This is a genomic window from Klebsiella sp. DY2415, assembly GCF_026314315.1.
Lineage (GTDB): Bacteria > Pseudomonadota > Gammaproteobacteria > Enterobacterales > Enterobacteriaceae > Klebsiella > Klebsiella ornithinolytica.
Window position 1 is genome coordinate 4,995,066 of record NZ_CP111115.1, and the last position, 16,671, is coordinate 5,011,736.

19 protein-coding genes are annotated in these 16,671 nt (G+C 57.2%); 14 read left to right on the forward strand and 5 right to left on the reverse strand.

Going from position 1 to position 16,671, the window contains the following annotated elements; genetic code table 11:
* The first annotated feature begins 15 nt into the window (after positions 1-15).
* From OQV00_RS23660 to allS, 3 genes are read left to right on the forward strand one after another with little or no spacing between them, the layout of a single operon-like run.
* On the forward strand, positions 16-1,281 hold the full coding sequence (locus OQV00_RS23660) for a YlbE family protein (protein WP_004857327.1): 1,266 nt from the start codon (positions 16-18) through the stop codon (positions 1,279-1,281).
* Position 1,282: 1 nt separating this feature from the next.
* A complete protein-coding gene (locus tag OQV00_RS23665; protein ID WP_044348379.1) occupies positions 1,283-2,116 on the forward strand; it encodes an oxamate carbamoyltransferase subunit AllH family protein in 834 nt (277 codons plus the stop codon).
* Positions 2,103-3,032, forward strand: a complete 930-nt coding sequence (gene allS / locus OQV00_RS23670; RefSeq protein ID WP_004857321.1) for an HTH-type transcriptional activator AllS — start codon at positions 2,103-2,105, stop codon at positions 3,030-3,032. The genes OQV00_RS23665 and allS overlap by 14 nt, the downstream gene beginning before the upstream one ends.
* Before the next feature lie 33 nt (positions 3,033-3,065).
* On the opposite strand, the gene lptG is transcribed toward allS, so the two are convergent.
* Positions 3,066-4,148 (reverse strand): LPS export ABC transporter permease LptG, encoded by a 1,083-nt coding sequence (gene lptG / locus OQV00_RS23675; RefSeq protein ID WP_004857316.1) that lies wholly within the window; start codon positions 4,146-4,148, stop codon positions 3,066-3,068.
* Complete coding sequence (lptF, locus tag OQV00_RS23680; RefSeq protein ID WP_004857311.1) at positions 4,148-5,245, reverse strand: LPS export ABC transporter permease LptF; 1,098 nt, start codon at positions 5,243-5,245, stop codon at positions 4,148-4,150. Before lptF ends, lptG begins: the two co-directional genes overlap by 1 nt.
* Positions 5,246-5,512: 267 nt before the next feature.
* Here lptF and pepA point away from each other — a divergent pair, with 267 nt between their 5' ends.
* The 4 genes from pepA (at position 5,513) to OQV00_RS23700 (ending at position 11,070) form a co-directional block, all read left to right on the forward strand.
* The gene (gene pepA / locus OQV00_RS23685) at positions 5,513-7,024 is read left to right on the forward strand and encodes a leucyl aminopeptidase (protein WP_004857309.1); all 1,512 of its coding nucleotides are present in this window, start codon (positions 5,513-5,515) and stop codon (positions 7,022-7,024) included.
* 122 nt (positions 7,025-7,146) lie between these two features.
* Positions 7,147-7,590, forward strand: coding sequence for a DNA polymerase III subunit chi (gene holC / locus OQV00_RS23690; RefSeq protein WP_004857306.1), 444 nt, complete (start codon positions 7,147-7,149; stop codon positions 7,588-7,590).
* On the forward strand, positions 7,590-10,445 hold the full coding sequence (locus tag OQV00_RS23695) for a valine--tRNA ligase (protein ID WP_032718598.1): 2,856 nt from the start codon (positions 7,590-7,592) through the stop codon (positions 10,443-10,445). The genes holC and OQV00_RS23695 overlap by 1 nt, the downstream gene beginning before the upstream one ends.
* A gap of 121 nt (positions 10,446-10,566) precedes the next feature.
* A complete protein-coding gene (locus tag OQV00_RS23700) occupies positions 10,567-11,070 on the forward strand; it encodes a GNAT family N-acetyltransferase (protein WP_004857300.1) in 504 nt (167 codons plus the stop codon).
* A 144-nt stretch (positions 11,071-11,214) separates the two neighbouring features.
* Here the strand turns inward: OQV00_RS23700 and miaE are convergent, their stop codons facing one another.
* Both miaE and rraB read right to left on the reverse strand, forming a co-directional pair.
* Positions 11,215-11,982 carry a tRNA isopentenyl-2-thiomethyl-A-37 hydroxylase MiaE gene (gene miaE, locus OQV00_RS23705; protein ID WP_266279521.1) on the reverse strand — a complete coding sequence of 256 codons (768 nt, stop codon included), beginning with the start codon at positions 11,980-11,982 and terminating at the stop codon, positions 11,215-11,217.
* A 175-nt stretch (positions 11,983-12,157) separates the two neighbouring features.
* Positions 12,158-12,583 (reverse strand): ribonuclease E inhibitor RraB, encoded by a 426-nt coding sequence (rraB, locus tag OQV00_RS23710; protein WP_004857292.1) that lies wholly within the window; start codon positions 12,581-12,583, stop codon positions 12,158-12,160.
* Between the two features lie 98 nt (positions 12,584-12,681).
* Here rraB and argL point away from each other — a divergent pair, with 98 nt between their 5' ends.
* Complete coding sequence (argL, locus tag OQV00_RS27190; protein WP_371033352.1) at positions 12,682-12,777, forward strand: putative translational regulatory protein ArgL; 96 nt, start codon at positions 12,682-12,684, stop codon at positions 12,775-12,777.
* Complete coding sequence (argF, locus tag OQV00_RS23715; protein ID WP_004857290.1) at positions 12,747-13,751, forward strand: ornithine carbamoyltransferase; 1,005 nt, start codon at positions 12,747-12,749, stop codon at positions 13,749-13,751. Before argL ends, argF begins: the two co-directional genes overlap by 31 nt.
* A 133-nt stretch (positions 13,752-13,884) precedes the next feature.
* Here the strand turns inward: argF and OQV00_RS23720 are convergent, their stop codons facing one another.
* Positions 13,885-14,340, reverse strand: coding sequence for a YhcH/YjgK/YiaL family protein (locus OQV00_RS23720; protein ID WP_004857287.1), 456 nt, complete (start codon positions 14,338-14,340; stop codon positions 13,885-13,887).
* A 193-nt stretch (positions 14,341-14,533) separates the two neighbouring features.
* On the opposite strand from OQV00_RS23720, the gene OQV00_RS23725 reads away from it, so the two are divergent.
* From OQV00_RS23725 to ridA, 5 genes are all read left to right on the forward strand, one after another.
* Complete coding sequence (locus tag OQV00_RS23725) at positions 14,534-14,638, forward strand: pyrBI operon leader peptide (RefSeq protein ID WP_088402672.1); 105 nt, start codon at positions 14,534-14,536, stop codon at positions 14,636-14,638.
* Positions 14,613-14,672, forward strand: coding sequence for a pyrBI operon leader peptide (locus OQV00_RS23730; protein ID WP_112150686.1), 60 nt, complete (start codon positions 14,613-14,615; stop codon positions 14,670-14,672). The genes OQV00_RS23725 and OQV00_RS23730 overlap by 26 nt, the downstream gene beginning before the upstream one ends.
* 2 nt (positions 14,673-14,674) lie before the next feature.
* The gene (gene pyrB / locus OQV00_RS23735) at positions 14,675-15,610 is read left to right on the forward strand and encodes an aspartate carbamoyltransferase (protein ID WP_004857285.1); all 936 of its coding nucleotides are present in this window, start codon (positions 14,675-14,677) and stop codon (positions 15,608-15,610) included.
* 12 nt (positions 15,611-15,622) lie between these two features.
* Positions 15,623-16,084, forward strand: a complete 462-nt coding sequence (gene pyrI / locus OQV00_RS23740; RefSeq protein ID WP_004857283.1) for an aspartate carbamoyltransferase regulatory subunit — start codon at positions 15,623-15,625, stop codon at positions 16,082-16,084.
* A 168-nt stretch (positions 16,085-16,252) separates the two neighbouring features.
* On the forward strand, positions 16,253-16,639 hold the full coding sequence (gene ridA, locus OQV00_RS23745; RefSeq protein ID WP_004857278.1) for a 2-iminobutanoate/2-iminopropanoate deaminase: 387 nt from the start codon (positions 16,253-16,255) through the stop codon (positions 16,637-16,639).
* Positions 16,640-16,671 lie beyond the last annotated feature (32 nt).

Here is a 16,671-nt window from a genome sequence, read left to right on the forward strand (position 1 = left end):
TTGTAAGAGGTAGCTATGTACACCAGCATTAATCAAGCAAACGACGCGGTGATCGCCCGTATTAAAGCCGCCCGCCCGCACTGGCTCGACGTTAAACCCGCCGCCAGCGTTATCCCTGAACTGCGTGAAGGCCGCGTGCTGCTGCATGCCGGGCCGCCAATCCGCTGGCAGGAGATGACCGGCCCGATGCGCGGGGCCTGTCTCGGGGCCTGTCTGTTTGAAGGCTGGGCTGATGATGAAGCCCATGCTTTGCAGCTGCTGGAGCAAGGAGAGGTCGCCTTTGTCCCCTGTCATCACGTCCGGGCAGTGGGTCCGATGGGCGGTATTACCTCCGCCAGCATGCCGGTGATTGTGGTGCGCGATGCGGTGCACGGCAATGAAGCCTATTGCAACCTCAACGAAGGAATCGGCAAAGTGATGCGCTTTGGCGCTTACGGCCCTGACGTGCAAACCCGTCTGCGCTGGATGCGCGATACCCTCGCCCCGGTACTCAGCGACGCGCTAAGCACCTTCGAAGAGGGCCTTGACCTGTCGGCGCTGATGGCGCAGGCCATCACCATGGGCGACGAGTTCCACCAGCGCAACATCGCCGCCTCGGCGCTGCTGATGCGTACCCTTGCCCCGCGCATCGCCGGACAGGAACGAGATAAAACGCAGACCGGTGAAGTGCTGGAGTTCCTCAGCGTCACCGATCAGTTCTTCCTCAACCTGGCAATGGCCTACTGTAAAGCCGCCATGGATGCCGCCGCAGAAATTAAAGCAGGCTCGGTGGTCACCGCCATGACCCGCAACGGCCAGATGTTCGGCATCCGCGTCAGCGGCCTCGGCGACCGCTGGTTTACCGCGCCGGTGAATACCCCGCAGGGGCTGTTCTTTACCGGCTACAGCCAGGCAGATGCCAACCCGGACATCGGCGACAGCGCAATAACGGAAACCTACGGCATCGGCGGCGCGGCGATGATTGCTGCCCCAGGCGTTACCCGCTTCGTTGGCGCAGGCGGGATGGAGGCGGCCCAGGAAACATCAGAGGAGATGGGCGAGATTTATCTTCAGCATAACCCGCTGTTGCAGATCCCGTCGTGGAACTTCCAGGGGGCCTGCCTGGGGCTCGATATTCGTCGGGTCGTGGAAACCGGCATCACGCCAATCATTAATACCGGCATTGCCCACAAGGAGGCCGGGATTGGCCAGGTGGGTGCCGGAACCGTCCGCGCCCCGCTGGCCTGCTTCGAGCAGGCGCTGGAAGCGCTGGCCCAGGCGATGAATATCCAGGCAGCCTGATATGATCCTGACGCCGCTTGCCTCTGGCTGCAGCCATCCGCTCCCGGACGGCGAGTGGCGTTGTCATAGCCTGTTTAACCAGGCCATTAATCTGCAGCATGAGGATGGCACGCTGTTGACCCTGCTGCGCGGCGGAACAAACCTGCCCCCCATGGGCTGGCTGCTGCGCTGTCAGGAGTATGATTATCTGCGCAGCATCCTCTCTCCTGGCACCGTGCTCACTCTGTTTGCCGGCGTTTTACACTGGCGGGCGCTGCGATTGCGCGCTCCTCGTCGGCATATTACCCCCTCACTCCCGACTCATCCCTTACAGCCACTGGCGACTTTTTTATCCGCTTATCCTCAGAATACCGGGCTTTGCGGCAGCCTCTCAGAAGCGGTGAACCGTGCAGATGCGCCACAGCAGCGCCTGTTCAGGCTGCTGAACAACGACTTTGCCGACGCAGAAACGCTGATCGGACTCGGCCCCGGACTGACCCCCTCCATGGACGATATGCTGGTCGGTGCGCTGGCCGTTCTGTACTGCGCCGCGCCACTTCGCGAGTTGCCTCGCAAAATCGAGCAATTCCCCCCGGCCCGGACGCTGCAACAGCTGACAACGACGGTAAGCGCTTGTTATCTTCTGCACGCCAGTCAAGGGCGCTTTTCGACCACGCTTATCCATCTCCTGCGTCACCTGGCTGTCGGTGCTCATCGCACAAGGACTCACCACGCCATTCGTCACCTGCTGGCACATGGACACACCTCTGGCGCAGACACTCTGCTGGGAGTGCATGTTGCGCAGCAGTGTCTGGTAACGCATGTATCAGGGGGACACTGTAATGATGGACCATGAAACGATCCGCACCTTTATTCGCGTGGCGGAAACCCGGAGTTTTTCCCGCGCCGCCGAGAGCCTGTTCAAAACCCCGGCCGCCATCAGCTACCGCATCAAAATGCTGGAAGAATCGTTGGGTACACCGCTGTTTCTGCGAACCACACGCTCGGTCAGTCTGACCCCCGCCGGCACCCATCTGCTTGAGCGCTGCCTGCAGTGGCTAAGCTGGCTGGAGGCGATGCCCGATGAGCTAAGCCAGGTCAATGACGGCGTCGAACGCCAGGTGAATCTGGTTATCAACAATCTGCTGTACGACAACCTCGCCGTGGCCCTGCTGCTCAGCCATCTGCATCAGCGATTCCCGTTTACCCAGTTTCAGGTCTCCCGCCAGGTCTATATGGGGGTCTGGGATGCCATGCTGTATGGCGACTACCACCTGGCGATTGGCGTCACCGGTTCGGAATCGCTCTCCAACTCAATTAATCTGTTGCCGCTCGGGGAAATCAGCTGGGTCTTTGTGGTGGCGCCGCATCATCCGCTGGCGGCCGTCGAAGGGGTGATTAACGATGCACCGCTGCGCGCTTTCCCGGCTATTAATATCGAAGATACCTCCCGCAATCTCACCAAGCGCGTGGCCTGGCTGCTCTCCGGACAGAAGGAAATAAAAGTCCCGGACATGCAGACTAAATTACAGTGCCATATTACCGGGGTGGGCGTCGGCTTTCTGCCGCGCAATGTCTGTCAGCCGTGGCTTGATAACGGCAGTCTGATAGCCAAAGAGGTGGAGAATCGTCGACAGCCTTCACCGCTGTCGCTGGCATGGAGTAAAGAACGGGACGGTAAGGCGGTGAGTGAGATAGTGACGCTGTTCCGTCATCAGGAAAGCTGCGTGAAAGGTTTTTTAAACAATATTGACAGGCCGCCCGCGCTGTAACGACTCCTCCCGACGGGAGGAGTCGCGGGTCGTTTACGCCTTACGCATCATCAGCCAGAGGCTGATCAGGAAGAAGCTGGCGCTTGGCAGCAGCGCGCCGATAATCGGCGGGATGCCGTAGACCAGCGTCAGCGGGCCAAAAATCTGGTCCAGCACGTAGAAGATAAAGCCAAAGCTGATCCCGGTGACAACCCTTACCCCCATCGCCACGCTGCGCAGCGGGCCGAAGATAAACGACAGCGCCATCAGCATCATCACCGCCACCGACAGCGGCTGGAAGATTTTGCTCCACATGTTGAGCTGGTAGCGTCCCGGGTCCTGTCCGCTGGATTTCAGATAGGTCACGTAGTTATGCAGGCCGCTGATCGACAACGCATCCGGATCCAGCGCCACCACGCCCAGCTTGTCGGGCGTCAGCTTAGTTTTCCAGGTGCCGCTGACCATCTGCGAGCCGGTGATCTGTTTCGGGTCGGTCAGGTCAGACTCATCAACCTGCGACAGGCGCCAGACTTTATTATCGTTGTCGAATTTCGCCGAGGCGGCGTAGCGAACGGTCTGCAAACGGCGCTGGTCGTTAAAGGCGTAAATACTCACGCCGCCCAGTTCATCGTTTCCTTTCACCCGTTCGATATACACGAAGTTATGGCCGTCTTTCGCCCACAGCCCCTGCTGGGTCGACAGCAGCGAACCGCCGTACATCTGCTGGGCGCGATAATTACGCGCCATCTGCTCGCCCTGCGGCGCCACCCACTCCCCGATCGCCATAGTCAGCAGAACCAGCGGAATCGCGGTTTTCATCACCGCCAGCGCTACCTGTAACCGGGTGAAGCCGGAGGCCTGCATCACCACCAGTTCGCTGCGCTGCGCCAGCATCCCCAGGCCAAGCAGTGCGCCAAGCAGCGCTGCCATCGGGAAGAAAATCTGCACATCTTTTGGCACGCTGAGGATGGTATACAGCCCGGCACCGAGCGCGTCGTAGCTGCCCTGGCCGGCTTTTTTCAACTGGTCGACAAACTTGATAATGCCCGAGAGCGAAACCAGCATGAACAGCGTCATCATGATGGTGTTGAAAATCGTCCTACCGATATAACGGTCGAGTACGCCAAACGCCTGCATCACACCGCTCCTTTGTTAAAACGGGCACGGAAGCGGCGCATCGGCACCGTATCCCACAGGTTCAGCAGCACGGCCAGCGCGAAATAGAGCAGGTTAATCCCCCACATCCAGATCATCGGGTCGATTTTACCTTTACCGCCGTTTGACTTAATCGAGGTTTGCAGCAGGAAGAAGACCAGATACAGCAGCATCGCCGGCAGCATCGACAGCACGCGGCCCTGACGCGGGTTCACCACGCTCAGCGGAACGACCATCAACGCCATAATGAACACCGTTGCCACCAGCGTGAAGCGCCAGTGCAGCTCTGCGCGCGCGCGGTCGGTATCGGTGCGCCACAGCGCGCGCATGCCCATCTGTTCGGTGTCGTCAGGATCCGAAGCCACCGCCTGATGGCCAATAATGGCCTGGTAATTTTTAAAATCAGTAATGCGGAAATCGCGCAGCATCGCCGTACCTTCAAAGCGGGTACCCTGATTCATGGTCACCACCTGCGAGCCGTCTTTCTTCTGCGTCAGTTCGCCGGAATCGGCCACCACGACGGAAGGTCGCGCGTTACCTTTTGGCTTCAGCTGCGCCAGGAAGACATCATGGAAGCGCTTGCCGTTGACGTTTTCAATAAACAGCACGGCGCTGCCGTCGCTGGCCTGCTGAAACTGGCCCTGGGCCAGCGCCGCCATACCGGGGTTGGCTTTCGCCTCCGCCAGCACTTCATCCTGATGGCGAGACGACCAGGGGCCGGCCCACATCACGTTGACCGCCGCCACCGCGCCGGTAAACAGCGCGAGGATCATCGCCGCTTTCACCAGCACGGCCTTACTCAGGCCGCAGGCATGCATCACCGTGATTTCACTTTCGGTATACAGTTTGCCCAGCGTCATCAGCAGCCCGAGGAATAAACTCAGGGGCAGAATGAGCTGCGCCATTTCCGGTACGCCCAGCCCTAACAGCGAGAGCACCAGATTTGTCGGGATATCGCCATCCACCGCGGCGCCAAGGATCCTGACCAGTTTCTGGCAAAAGAAGATCAGTAACAGGATGAACAGGATCGCCAACTGGCTTTTCAGCGTCTCACGAACCAGATATCTTATGATTATCACTATAAATACGCCCGTAAAAACCCGTCTTATTGCAGGAAAATTGCTTGTTTCATGGCTTAAACGTCATTTATTCTCTTTGGTCTTCGAAATCATCGCTAAGATTAAATGACTCACTGGTTCCGCGTATCAGGTTTTTTTCTGACGAACCAAAGCCGTAATAACGTTAAGATTAACACGAAGTCACCGCAACAGCGGACATGAGTTACGAAAGCTTTCAATTCTATCCGTAGCCACCGTCGTTGTCTTTAAGATTCAGGAGCGTAGTGCATGGAGTTCAGTGTAAAAAGCGGTAGCCCGGAGAAACAGCGGAGTGCCTGTATCGTAGTCGGCGTCTTTGAACCGCGTCGCCTCTCCCCGATTGCCGAACAACTCGATAAAATCAGTGACGGCTATATCAGCGCGCTGCTGCGTCGCGGTGAACTGGAAGGTAAGCCTGGCCAGACGCTGCTGCTGCACCACGTGCCAAATATTCTGTCAGAACGTATTCTGCTGATTGGCTGCGGCAAAGAGCGTGAGCTGGACGAGCGTCAGTACAAGCAGGTCATTCAGAAAACCATTAATACTTTGAATGATACCGGTTCAATGGAAGCCGTCTGCTTCCTGACCGAACTGCACGTGAAAGGCCGTAACAACTACTGGAAAGTTCGCCAGGCCGTTGAGACCGCCAAAGAGACGCTGTACAGCTTCGATCAGTTGAAAACCAACAAAAGCGAGCCGCGTCGCCCGCTGCGTAAAATGGTCTTCAACGTCCCGACCCGTCGCGAGCTGACCAGCGGCGAACGCGCCATCCAGCACGGACTGGCCATTGCCGCCGGTATCAAAGCGGCCAAAGATCTCGGCAATATGCCGCCAAACATCTGTAACGCCGCCTATCTGGCCTCTCAGGCCCGTCAGCTGGCCGATACCTACAGTAAGAATGTGATCACCCGCGTCATCGGCGAACAGCAGATGAAAGAGCTGGGTATGAACTCTTACCTGGCGGTTGGCAACGGTTCGCAGAATGAATCGCTGATGTCGGTGATTGAATACAAAGGCAACCCGGCGGAAGACGCGCGTCCGATCGTTCTGGTCGGCAAAGGGCTGACCTTTGACTCCGGCGGTATCTCCATCAAACCTGCCGAAGGCATGGATGAGATGAAGTACGACATGTGCGGTGCGGCGGCGGTCTACGGCGTGATGCGTATGGTTGCTGAGCTGCAACTGCCGCTGAACGTGATCGGCGTCCTCGCCGGCTGTGAAAACATGCCTGGCGGCCGCGCCTATCGTCCGGGCGACGTCCTGACGACCATGTCCGGTCAAACCGTTGAAGTACTGAATACCGACGCCGAAGGCCGTCTGGTGCTGTGCGATGTGCTGACCTATGTTGAGCGTTTCGAACCGGAAGCGGTGATTGACGTGGCGACGCTGACCGGCGCCTGCGTGATTGCCCTGGGGCACCATATCACCGGCCTGATGTCGAACCACAATCCGCTGGCCCATGAGCTGATTGGCGCATCTGAACTGGCGGGCGACCGCGCGTGGCGTCTGCCGCTGGGCGACGAGTTCCAGGATCAGCTGGAATCTAACTTTGCGGATATGGCCAACATCGGCGGACGTCCTGGCGGCGCGATCACCGCCGGCTGCTTCCTGTCGCGCTTTGCCCGTAAGTACAACTGGGCACACCTGGATATCGCCGGCACCGCCTGGCGTTCCGGGAAAGCGAAAGGCGCCACCGGCCGCCCGGTCGCCCTGCTGTCGCAGTTCCTGCTCAATCGCGCCGGGTTTACTGGCGAAGAGTAATTGCCGTCTGATGCCCGGCGGCGCTACGCTTGCCGGGCCTACGCAAAGATGCCGTTTGTAGGCCGGGTCAGCGCAGCGCCACCCGGCTTAAGCATTTAAAGTCACCACAAGAAGCCCCATATATGAAAAACGCAACGTTCTACCTTCTGGACAACGACACACAACAAGACGGTTTAAGCGCCGTTGAACAACTGGTGTGTGACATTGCCGCAGAACGTTGGCGTAGCGGCAAACGCGTGCTTATCGCCTGTGAAGACGAACAGCAGGCCATCCGTCTGGATGAAGCGCTGTGGGCCCGCCCTCCGGAAAGCTTCGTCCCGCATAATCTGGCGGGAGAAGGCCCCAGAGGCGGAGCGCCGGTGGAGATCGCCTGGCCGCAAAAACGCAACAGCAGCCCGCGGGATATTCTGATCAGTCTGCGGCTAAACTTTGCAGATTTTGCCACCGCTTTCACAGAAGTGATAGACTTTGTCCCTTACGAAGATTCTCTGAAACAACTGGCGCGCGAACGCTACAAAGCGTACCGCATGGCTGGTTTCAACCTGAATACGGCAACCTGGAAATAATGGAAAAGACATACAACCCACAAGATATCGAACAGCCGCTCTACGAGCATTGGGAAAAGCAGGGCTATTTCAAACCGAATGGTGATGAAAGCCAGGAGAGCTTCTGCATCATGATCCCGCCGCCGAACGTCACCGGCAGTTTGCATATGGGTCATGCCTTCCAGCAAACCATCATGGATACCATGATTCGCTACCAGCGCATGCAGGGTAAAAATACTCTGTGGCAGGCCGGTACCGACCACGCGGGTATCGCGACCCAGATGGTGGTTGAGCGTAAGATTGCCGCAGAAGAAGGGAAAACTCGCCACGACTACGGTCGCGATGCCTTTATCGATAAAATCTGGCAGTGGAAAGCGGAATCCGGCGGCACCATTACCCGTCAGATGCGTCGCCTGGGCAACTCCGTGGACTGGGAGCGCGAGCGCTTCACCATGGATGAAGGCCTCTCCAATGCCGTAAAAGAAGTCTTTGTTCGTCTGTACAAAGAAGACCTGATTTACCGCGGCAAGCGCCTGGTTAACTGGGATCCGAAACTGCGTACCGCGATTTCCGACCTGGAAGTGGAAAACCGCGAGTCTAAAGGCTCGATGTGGCACATCCGCTACCCGCTGGCCGACGGCGCGAAAACCGCTGACGGTAAAGATTATCTGGTCGTGGCGACCACCCGTCCGGAAACCCTGCTGGGCGACACCGGCGTGGCCGTTAACCCGGAAGATCCGCGTTATAAAGATCTGATCGGTAAATTCGTGGTGCTGCCGCTGGTTAACCGCCGCATTCCGATCGTCGGCGATGAACACGCCGATATGGAAAAAGGCACCGGCTGCGTGAAAATCACTCCGGCGCACGACTTTAACGACTATGAAGTCGGGAAACGTCACGCCCTGCCGATGATCAACATCCTGACCTTTGACGGCGACATCCGCGAAAGCGCGCAGGTGTACGATACCAAAGGCGAAGAGTCCGACGTTTACTCCGCAGAGATCCCGGCGGAATTCCAGAATCTGGAGCGTTTCGCTGCGCGTAAAGCCGTGGTGGCAGCCATCGATGCGCTCGGCCTGCTTGAAGAGATCAAACCTCATGATCTGACCGTGCCGTACGGCGACCGTGGCGGCGTGGTGATCGAGCCGATGCTGACCGACCAGTGGTACGTGCGTGCCGACGTGCTGGCGAAGCCTGCCGTAGAAGCGGTTGAAAACGGCGACATTCAGTTCGTGCCGAAGCAGTACGAAAACATGTACTTCTCCTGGATGCGCGATATTCAGGACTGGTGTATCTCCCGTCAGCTGTGGTGGGGTCACCGTATCCCGGCGTGGTATGACAACGAAGGCAACGTCTACGTAGGCCGCACCGAAGACGAAGTGCGTCAGGAGAACAACCTCTCCGCTGACGTCGCGCTGCGCCAGGACGAAGACGTGCTCGACACCTGGTTCTCCTCCGCGCTGTGGACCTTCTCCACCCTCGGCTGGCCGGAAAACACCGATGCGCTGCGTCAGTTCCACCCGACCAGCGTGATGGTTTCCGGTTTCGACATCATCTTCTTCTGGATTGCCCGCATGATCATGATGACCATGCACTTCATCAAAGATGAAAACGGCAAACCGCAGGTACCGTTCCATACCGTCTACATGACCGGTCTGATTCGTGACGACGAAGGCCAGAAGATGTCCAAATCCAAGGGCAACGTTATTGACCCGCTGGATATGGTTGACGGCATCTCCCTGCCAGAGCTGCTGGAGAAACGCACCGGTAACATGATGCAGCCGCAGCTGGCGGAGAAAATCGCCAAACGCACCGAGAAACAGTTCCCGAACGGTATCGAGCCGCACGGCACCGACGCCCTGCGCTTCACCCTGGCGGCGCTGGCCTCCACCGGCCGCGACATCAACTGGGACATGAAGCGTCTGGAAGGTTACCGTAACTTCTGTAACAAGCTGTGGAACGCCAGCCGTTTCGTGCTGATGAACACCGAAGATCAGGACTGCGGCTTCAACGGCGGCGAGAAAGTCCTGTCGCTGGCGGACCGCTGGATCCTTGCCGAATTCAACCAGACCGTAAAAGCGTACCGCGAAGCGCTGGATAACTTCCGCTTCGACATCGCCGCCGGCATCCTGTATGAGTTCACCTGGAACCAGTTCTGCGACTGGTACCTGGAGCTGACCAAACCGGTCATGACCGGCGGATCTGAAGCCGAGCTGCGCGGCACCCGCAACACGCTGGTCACCGTGCTGGAAGGCCTGCTGCGTCTGGCGCATCCGATCATTCCGTTCATCACCGAAACCATCTGGCAGCGTGTGAAAACTATCGTCGGTATCGATGCGGATACCATCATGCTGCAGCCGTTCCCGGCTTACGATGCGGCGCAGGTTGATGAAGCGGCGCTGGCCGATACCGAATGGTTGAAGCAGGCGATCGTTGCCGTACGTAACATCCGTGCGGAAATGAACATCGCCCCGGGCAAACCGCTCGAACTGCTGCTGCGCGGTTGCAGCGCTGACGCTCAGCGTCGCGTGACCGACAACCAGAGCTTCCTGCAGTCCATGGCGCGTCTGGAAAGCATCACCGTACTGCCAGCCGACGACAAAGGTCCGGTTTCCGTGACCAAAATCATCGACGGCGCCGAGCTGCTGATCCCGATGGCGGGTCTCATCAACAAAGAAGATGAGCTGGCGCGTCTGGCGAAAGAAGTGGCGAAGATCGACGGTGAAATCAGCCGCATCGAAAGCAAACTGGCCAACGAAGGCTTTGTCGCTCGCGCACCGGAAGCGGTGATCGCCAAAGAGCGTGAGAAGCTGGACGGTTATGCCGAAGCGAAAAGCAAACTGATCGAACAGCAGGCGGTCATCGCCGCGCTGTAATCCTCCCGCCCCTTGCCTGCTCAGGCAGGGGGCGTTTTAATCCGCGATCCCCGCTTGCGCTCCCCCCGCTCCCGATGTTATTAACAACACCATCCGTCATTTTTTTGCTATGAGTAATCGTATGAATACGATCGCGACCGTTACGGCGTCGCTGCGCCGCATCACCGCTGAAGACAATGCTGCTATCGCCAACGTTATCCGCCAGGTTTCTGCGGAATACGGGCTGACGGCTGATAAGGGCTACACCGTAGCCGACCCCAACCTCGATGAGCTGTTTGAACTCTACAGCCAGCCGGGCTCCGCCTATTGGGTGGTTGAGCAGGATGGTCGGGTGGTCGGTGGCGGCGGCATTGCTCCGCTGGCACATAGCGAACCGGATATTTGCGAACTGCAGAAAATGTATTTTATGACCTCTGCCCGTGGGCAGGGACTGGCGAAAAAGCTGGCGCTGCTGGCGTTAGATTATGCCCGCGAGCAGGGTTTCAAACGCTGCTATCTGGAAACCACCGCCTTCCTGAAAGAAGCCGTCGGGCTGTATGAGCGCCTGGGTTTCGAACATATCGACGGCCCGCTGGGCTGCACCGGTCATGTAGATTGCGAAGTGCGGATGCTGAAAACGCTGTAAGCGCTCGTGCCCGTCAGCCGCGCGTCCCCGGTCTTACCGGGGCGACGGGCTCTCCCCCTCAGATACCCCGAATAAGGCGTGCAGCGCCGTTAGCCGGGCCTCGTCAGGTTTGGTCGTCCGGACCCGCCTCCGGGGAAAGGCACTTTACGCCGCGACCATCGGTACGCCGCTGTGGAAGCGGAACTCCGCCTCAGGTCGGAGAATTAACGCCGCCTCCGCCTCGCCAAGCTGGTGAATACGTTCACTGATATCCTCTTCGGCAATCTGCTGCGCCAAATCCAGATAGTCCTGATAGTGCCGCGCTTCGGAGCGCAGCAGCGACAGATAGAACTTCTGCAGATCGTCATTCAGCCACGGCGCCAGCGCGGCAAAGCGCTCGCAGGAGCGCGCTTCAATGTAGGCTCCGCAAATCAGCTTATCGATGAGCATCACCGGTTCGTGGGAGCGTACCTCTCTGCGCAACCCGCGGGCATAATTACTGGCGGTGATTTTGACGTACGGGATAGCGTGAGCCTGCATCATCTCCCGCACCTGCCAGAAATGGTGCAGCTCTTCTTTAATCAGCAGTACCATGCTGTCCACCAGCTGACGGCTCCAGCGATCGTCGGTTTGCGGCATGGCGCTCTTATTAATCCGTTTATGCAGCGCGACGAAATCCGGCTCGGGCCCCCGGCGATAGGTAAAGTCCTCATACGGCTTCAGGCAGGCCAGCAGCTCGTCGGCCCCTTCTTTATCAGCAACATATTTACGCACCAGCAGCAGCGCGTTTTGCGCCGCTTTTAGCTCACAAACCATATGATCGGTCAGCAGCAGCGGGAGATTTTCCGGCTTACGGGCTTCATCAATCCACGCCTGTGGCGTCGGGCAGTGCAGGAAGTGACTTACGGGGGCGAGTATTTGCGGGTAGTCCATTGAGGTTCCTTGCTATACGGTAACGGCTGCCGGCCGTTATCGCATCCAAACAGACACAATATTATTGTTCAGGGTATAACGAGACGAAAACCCCGACAACATAGAGAACGATGTCGCCGGGGTTCCTGTGCGTAGCCAGCAAAGACGCGGCCTGAAGGATGACGTGCAGATTTACTTAGTGGCGAACGCCGTCATCGTCTTCATCGACGAGATCGTCGTCATCTTCTTCATCGCCCTCTTCACCGTTCGGGTCTTCATAGTAAGTACCCCAACCGTCATATTCGACGCCGAATTTTTCCGCCAGAGTCATCAGTTGTTCAACCTGGGCATCAATCAGCTCCACCTTCAGGGCGCTTTCGCTCAGGATGTCACAGCAGATAACCACTTCGCCTTCTTCCACTTCCAGCTCTTCCGGCTCGGTCACTTCGTAACCCAGTTTGAAGGCCTCGACAGCCACTTTCTCCAGCGTTTCAAAGTCGTCGGCAGAGAGATGGTGTTCAATCGTGTACAGCGCGTCCGGATCGCTGCCGTCTTCGAGCAGCTCTTCGATAATCAGACGCGTTTCTTCACGCTGTTCTTCCAGTAGTTCCGGGTTTGCCATGGCTCGTTCCTCATAATGTGCGGCAGATACTTCTATTGTCACATACCGCCGTGATTGCCTCCACCTTTGTGCGAAAGATTTGTGTCACGGGGTTGCAAATGAATATTCATACATATAAATTGAATTTTAATTCAATAAGGGGCTTAAGCCATGTGAGGGAATCATGTCCGCGTTTTACCAGAAGCATTTTTTAAAGTTACTCGATTTTACCCCTGCAGAAATCACCGCTCTGCTGAAGCTGGCGGCCAGACTGAAAACCGATAAAAAAAACGGTATTGAAATCCAGCATCTGGCTGGAAAAAACATCGCGCTCATCTTCGAAAAAGACTCTACCCGGACACGATGCTCTTTCGAAGTTGCCGCATTTGATCAGGGTGCCCGCGTCACTTATCTCGGGCCAAGCGGCAGCCAGATCGGCCATAAAGAATCCATTAAAGATACCGCCCGCGTGCTGGGCCGGATGTATGACGGTATTCAGTACCGCGGTCATGGTCAGGAAGTGGTCGAAACGCTGGCCAAATATGCCGGTGTTCCGGTATGGAACGGTCTGACCAACGAGTTTCATCCCACCCAGCTGCTGGCAGATCTATTGACCATGCAGGAACATCTGCCGGGGAAAGCCTTTAACGAAATGACCCTGGTCTATGCAGGCGACGCCCGCAACAATATGGGCAACTCCATGCTCGAAGCCGCGGCGTTGACCGGTCTGGATCTGCGCCTGGTGGCTCCGAAGGCCTGCTGGCCCGAAGAAAATCTGGTGGCAGAATGCCGGGCGCTGGCACAGAAAAACGGCGGCAACATCACTCTGACCGAAGATATCGCGGCGGGCGTGCAAGGGGCGGACTTTATCTACACCGACGTGTGGGTCTCGATGGGCGAAGCCAAAGAGAAATGGGCGGAACGCATTGCGTTACTGCGCGCTTATCAGGTGAATAGCAACATGATGGCGCTGACCGGTAATCCGCAGGTGAAATTTCTGCACTGCCTGCCCGCATTCCATGACGATCAAACGACCCTTGGTCAGCAGATGGCGGAGGAATACGGCCTGCATGGCGGCATGGAAGTGACTGACGAGGTCTTTGAGTCGCCGGCAAGCATCGTCTTCGATCAGGCGGAAAACCGGATGCACACCATCAAAGCGGTGATGGTGGCAACGCTGAGTAAATAGCGCATCTGGTACGGATCATCCCGGAGCGGTGCTATCGCGCCTGACCGGCTAGCGGATGATCTCCCCGGATTGCGGCACAAGAGCCTTCATCCGGATGACCTCCCCCGTAAGCGTAGCGCCTGCGGGGGATTTTTTACGCCATCAGGATCTTCACTACCGCCTTACGCACTTTGGCCGGTTCGCCCACGGCACACAGCGGCTTATGCACTTCTCCAGGGTAAAAGACCACAAAATCCCCCTCGTTCAGAATGACGGTTTTCTCCTGTTCGCCGGCCGACAGAAACGCAATATCTCTCTCCGCCAGCCCGTCGATGTCCGCTGCGCCGGCGGCAGGGCGGGTGCTGAAGGTCATGGCCTCCTGGCCGCGCAGCACAATCTGGATATCCAGATAGCGCGCATGGTATTCCGCGCGGCGGGCGGCAAGAGGTTCGGTCGTATCTTCTGAAATCATATAAAACACGTTGTTACCGTCAATATCGTATTTGCCGGGCGACGTCTCTTCGCTCACGTGGGCTTTAACGTGCTCAATCGCCTGACGCAACGCGTCCGGTAGCCAGGCCTGCAGATGGTGAATGTGACCAACGATCATAGTACCTCTCAAAGATAAAACAGCTTTTCATTTTTGTTTTTATACGCCCCTTCACACTGCCATACCACCTCTTTTTTACGGTTTTTTGCGCTGGCGCAGCCTTATCGAAGCAATCGTTTTCTTGTTTGTGTACTAATCGCTTGATCCGAAATTTGAGCTGCGTATAATGCCGGTCGATTTGCCGGGAGGAAGCATGGTCTACTGCGTACGACATTTTGTCTTACCGCGTCTGAACACAGGCGCTGGCGTAGCGTTTTTCTTTCCGTTGCTCAATGAATTCTCGAAGCCCCTTATTTAAGGGGCTTTTTTTTTGCCCAGGCGTCAGGAGATAAACATGGCTAACCCGCTATATCAAAAACATATCATTTCCATAAACGATCTCAGCCGAGAAGACCTCGAACTGGTTCTGGCGACCGCTGCAAAACTGAAAGCGAATCCACAGCCGGAACTGCTGAAGCATAAGGTTATCGCCAGCTGTTTCTTTGAAGCCTCCACCCGTACCCGCCTGTCGTTTGAAACCTCGATGCACCGCCTCGGCGCCAGCGTGGTGGGCTTTTCCGACAGCAGCAACACCTCGCTGGGCAAAAAAGGGGAAACCCTGGCCGACACCATTTCGGTCATCAGCACCTACGTCGACGCCATCGTGATGCGCCATCCGCAGGAAGGGGCTTCGCGTCTGGCGACCGAGTTTTCCGGCGGTATCCCGGTCCTCAACGCCGGCGATGGCGCTAACCAGCACCCGACGCAGACCCTGCTGGATCTCTTCACCATTCAGGAAACTCAGGGCCGCCTGGAAAACCTCAACGTCGCGATGGTTGGCGACCTCAAATATGGCCGCACCGTCCATTCGCTGACCCAGGCGCTGGCGAAATTCAACGGCAACCGCTTCTACTTTATCGCCCCGGATGCGCTGGCGATGCCGCAGTACATCCTCGATATGCTGGATGAGAAAGGGATTGCCTGGAGCGTGCACAGCGCCATTGATGAAGTGATGGGAGAGCTGGATATTCTGTACATGACCCGCGTGCAGAAAGAGCGTCTTGACCCGTCGGAATACGCCAACGTGAAAGCGCAGTTTGTCCTGCGTGCCGCCGACCTCGACGGCGCCCGTCACAATATGAAAGTGCTGCACCCGCTGCCGCGCATTGATGAAATCACCACCGATGTCGATAAAACGCCGCACGCCTGGTACTTCCAGCAGGCCGGCAACGGCATCTTCGCACGCCAGGCGTTACTGGCACTGGTACTGAATAGCGAGCTGGCTCTGTAAGGGGAAACGACCATGACACACGATAATAAACTGCAGGTAGAAGCCATTAAACGTGGCACCGTTATCGACCACATCCCTGCGCAGGTGGGCTTTAAACTGCTGACGTTGTTCAAACTGACCGAAACGGATCAGCGGATCACCATCGGCCTGAACCTGCCGTCAGGTGAAATGGGCCGCAAGGACCTGGTAAAAATCGAGAATACGTTCCTGACCGACGAGCAGGTAAACCAGCTGGCGCTGTATGCCCCGCATGCGACGGTCAACCGCATCGATGATTATGAAGTAGTCGGTAAGTCACGCCCGAATCTGCCGGATCGGATTAACAGCGTGCTGGTCTGCCCGAACAGCAACTGTATCAGCCATGCCGAGCCGGTTTCCTCCAGCTTTGCGGTGAAAAAGCGGGAAAACGATATCGCGCTGAAGTGCAAATATTGTGAAAAAGAGTTTTCGCATTATGTGGTTCTGGCCAACTAATTGAGGTTGGTATTGGCAACCCGGCTCCCTATAATGGCCGGGTTCCATACGCGCTATCCTTCAAGCTGCTTCTTTGTCGGCCGCGCGGGCGGTTCGCCCCTTGCCGCGTCGCTGCAACTCGAAGGATTTTGCGTCACTACTTAATAATGCTGTTATTCAGGAGAACTCATGTCTAAAACTATCGCGACGGAAAATGCACCAGCAGCAATCGGCCCGTATGTTCAGGGTGTTGATCTGGGCAGCATGATCATCACTTCCGGCCAGATCCCCGTCGATCCGAAAACCGGTAGCGTGCCGGAAGATGTCGCCGCTCAGGCGCGTCAGTCTCTGGACAACGTCAAAGCTATCGTTGAAGCCGCAGGCCTGAAAGTCGGCGACATTGTTAAAACGACCGTATTCGTTAAAGATCTGAACGACTTCGCCACCGTGAATGCCGCTTATGAAGCGTTCTTCACCGAACATCACGCGACCTTCCCGGCGCGCTCCTGCGTGGAAGTGGCTCGCCTGCCGAAAGATGTGAAAATCGAGATCGAAGCGATCGCCATTCGTCGCTAAGCCTCGCATCCCCTCACCCATGCGCCTTTATT

What these genes read in the sequence shown, in the direction of transcription:
- OQV00_RS23660 (WP_004857327.1), top strand. Translation starts at nt 16, where the DNA reads ATGTACACCAGCATTAATCAAGCAAACGACGCGGTGATCGCCCGTATT.
- OQV00_RS23665 (WP_044348379.1), top strand. Translation starts at nt 1,283, where the DNA reads ATGATCCTGACGCCGCTTGCCTCTGGCTGCAGCCATCCGCTCCCGGAC.
- allS (WP_004857321.1), top strand. Translation starts at nt 2,103, where the DNA reads ATGATGGACCATGAAACGATCCGCACCTTTATTCGCGTGGCGGAAACC.
- lptG (WP_004857316.1), bottom strand. Translation starts at nt 4,148, where the DNA reads ATGCAGGCGTTTGGCGTACTCGACCGTTATATCGGTAGGACGATTTTC.
- pepA (WP_004857309.1), top strand. Translation starts at nt 5,513, where the DNA reads ATGGAGTTCAGTGTAAAAAGCGGTAGCCCGGAGAAACAGCGGAGTGCC.
- holC (WP_004857306.1), top strand. Translation starts at nt 7,147, where the DNA reads ATGAAAAACGCAACGTTCTACCTTCTGGACAACGACACACAACAAGAC.
- OQV00_RS23695 (WP_032718598.1), top strand. Translation starts at nt 7,590, where the DNA reads ATGGAAAAGACATACAACCCACAAGATATCGAACAGCCGCTCTACGAG.
- OQV00_RS23700 (WP_004857300.1), top strand. Translation starts at nt 10,567, where the DNA reads ATGAATACGATCGCGACCGTTACGGCGTCGCTGCGCCGCATCACCGCT.
- miaE (WP_266279521.1), bottom strand. Translation starts at nt 11,982, where the DNA reads ATGGACTACCCGCAAATACTCGCCCCCGTAAGTCACTTCCTGCACTGC.
- rraB (WP_004857292.1), bottom strand. Translation starts at nt 12,583, where the DNA reads ATGGCAAACCCGGAACTACTGGAAGAACAGCGTGAAGAAACGCGTCTG.
- argL (WP_371033352.1), top strand. Translation starts at nt 12,682, where the DNA reads ATGAATATTCATACATATAAATTGAATTTTAATTCAATAAGGGGCTTA.
- argF (WP_004857290.1), top strand. Translation starts at nt 12,747, where the DNA reads ATGTCCGCGTTTTACCAGAAGCATTTTTTAAAGTTACTCGATTTTACC.
- OQV00_RS23720 (WP_004857287.1), bottom strand. Translation starts at nt 14,340, where the DNA reads ATGATCGTTGGTCACATTCACCATCTGCAGGCCTGGCTACCGGACGCG.
- OQV00_RS23725 (WP_088402672.1), top strand. Translation starts at nt 14,534, where the DNA reads ATGGTCTACTGCGTACGACATTTTGTCTTACCGCGTCTGAACACAGGC.
- pyrB (WP_004857285.1), top strand. Translation starts at nt 14,675, where the DNA reads ATGGCTAACCCGCTATATCAAAAACATATCATTTCCATAAACGATCTC.
- pyrI (WP_004857283.1), top strand. Translation starts at nt 15,623, where the DNA reads ATGACACACGATAATAAACTGCAGGTAGAAGCCATTAAACGTGGCACC.
- ridA (WP_004857278.1), top strand. Translation starts at nt 16,253, where the DNA reads ATGTCTAAAACTATCGCGACGGAAAATGCACCAGCAGCAATCGGCCCG.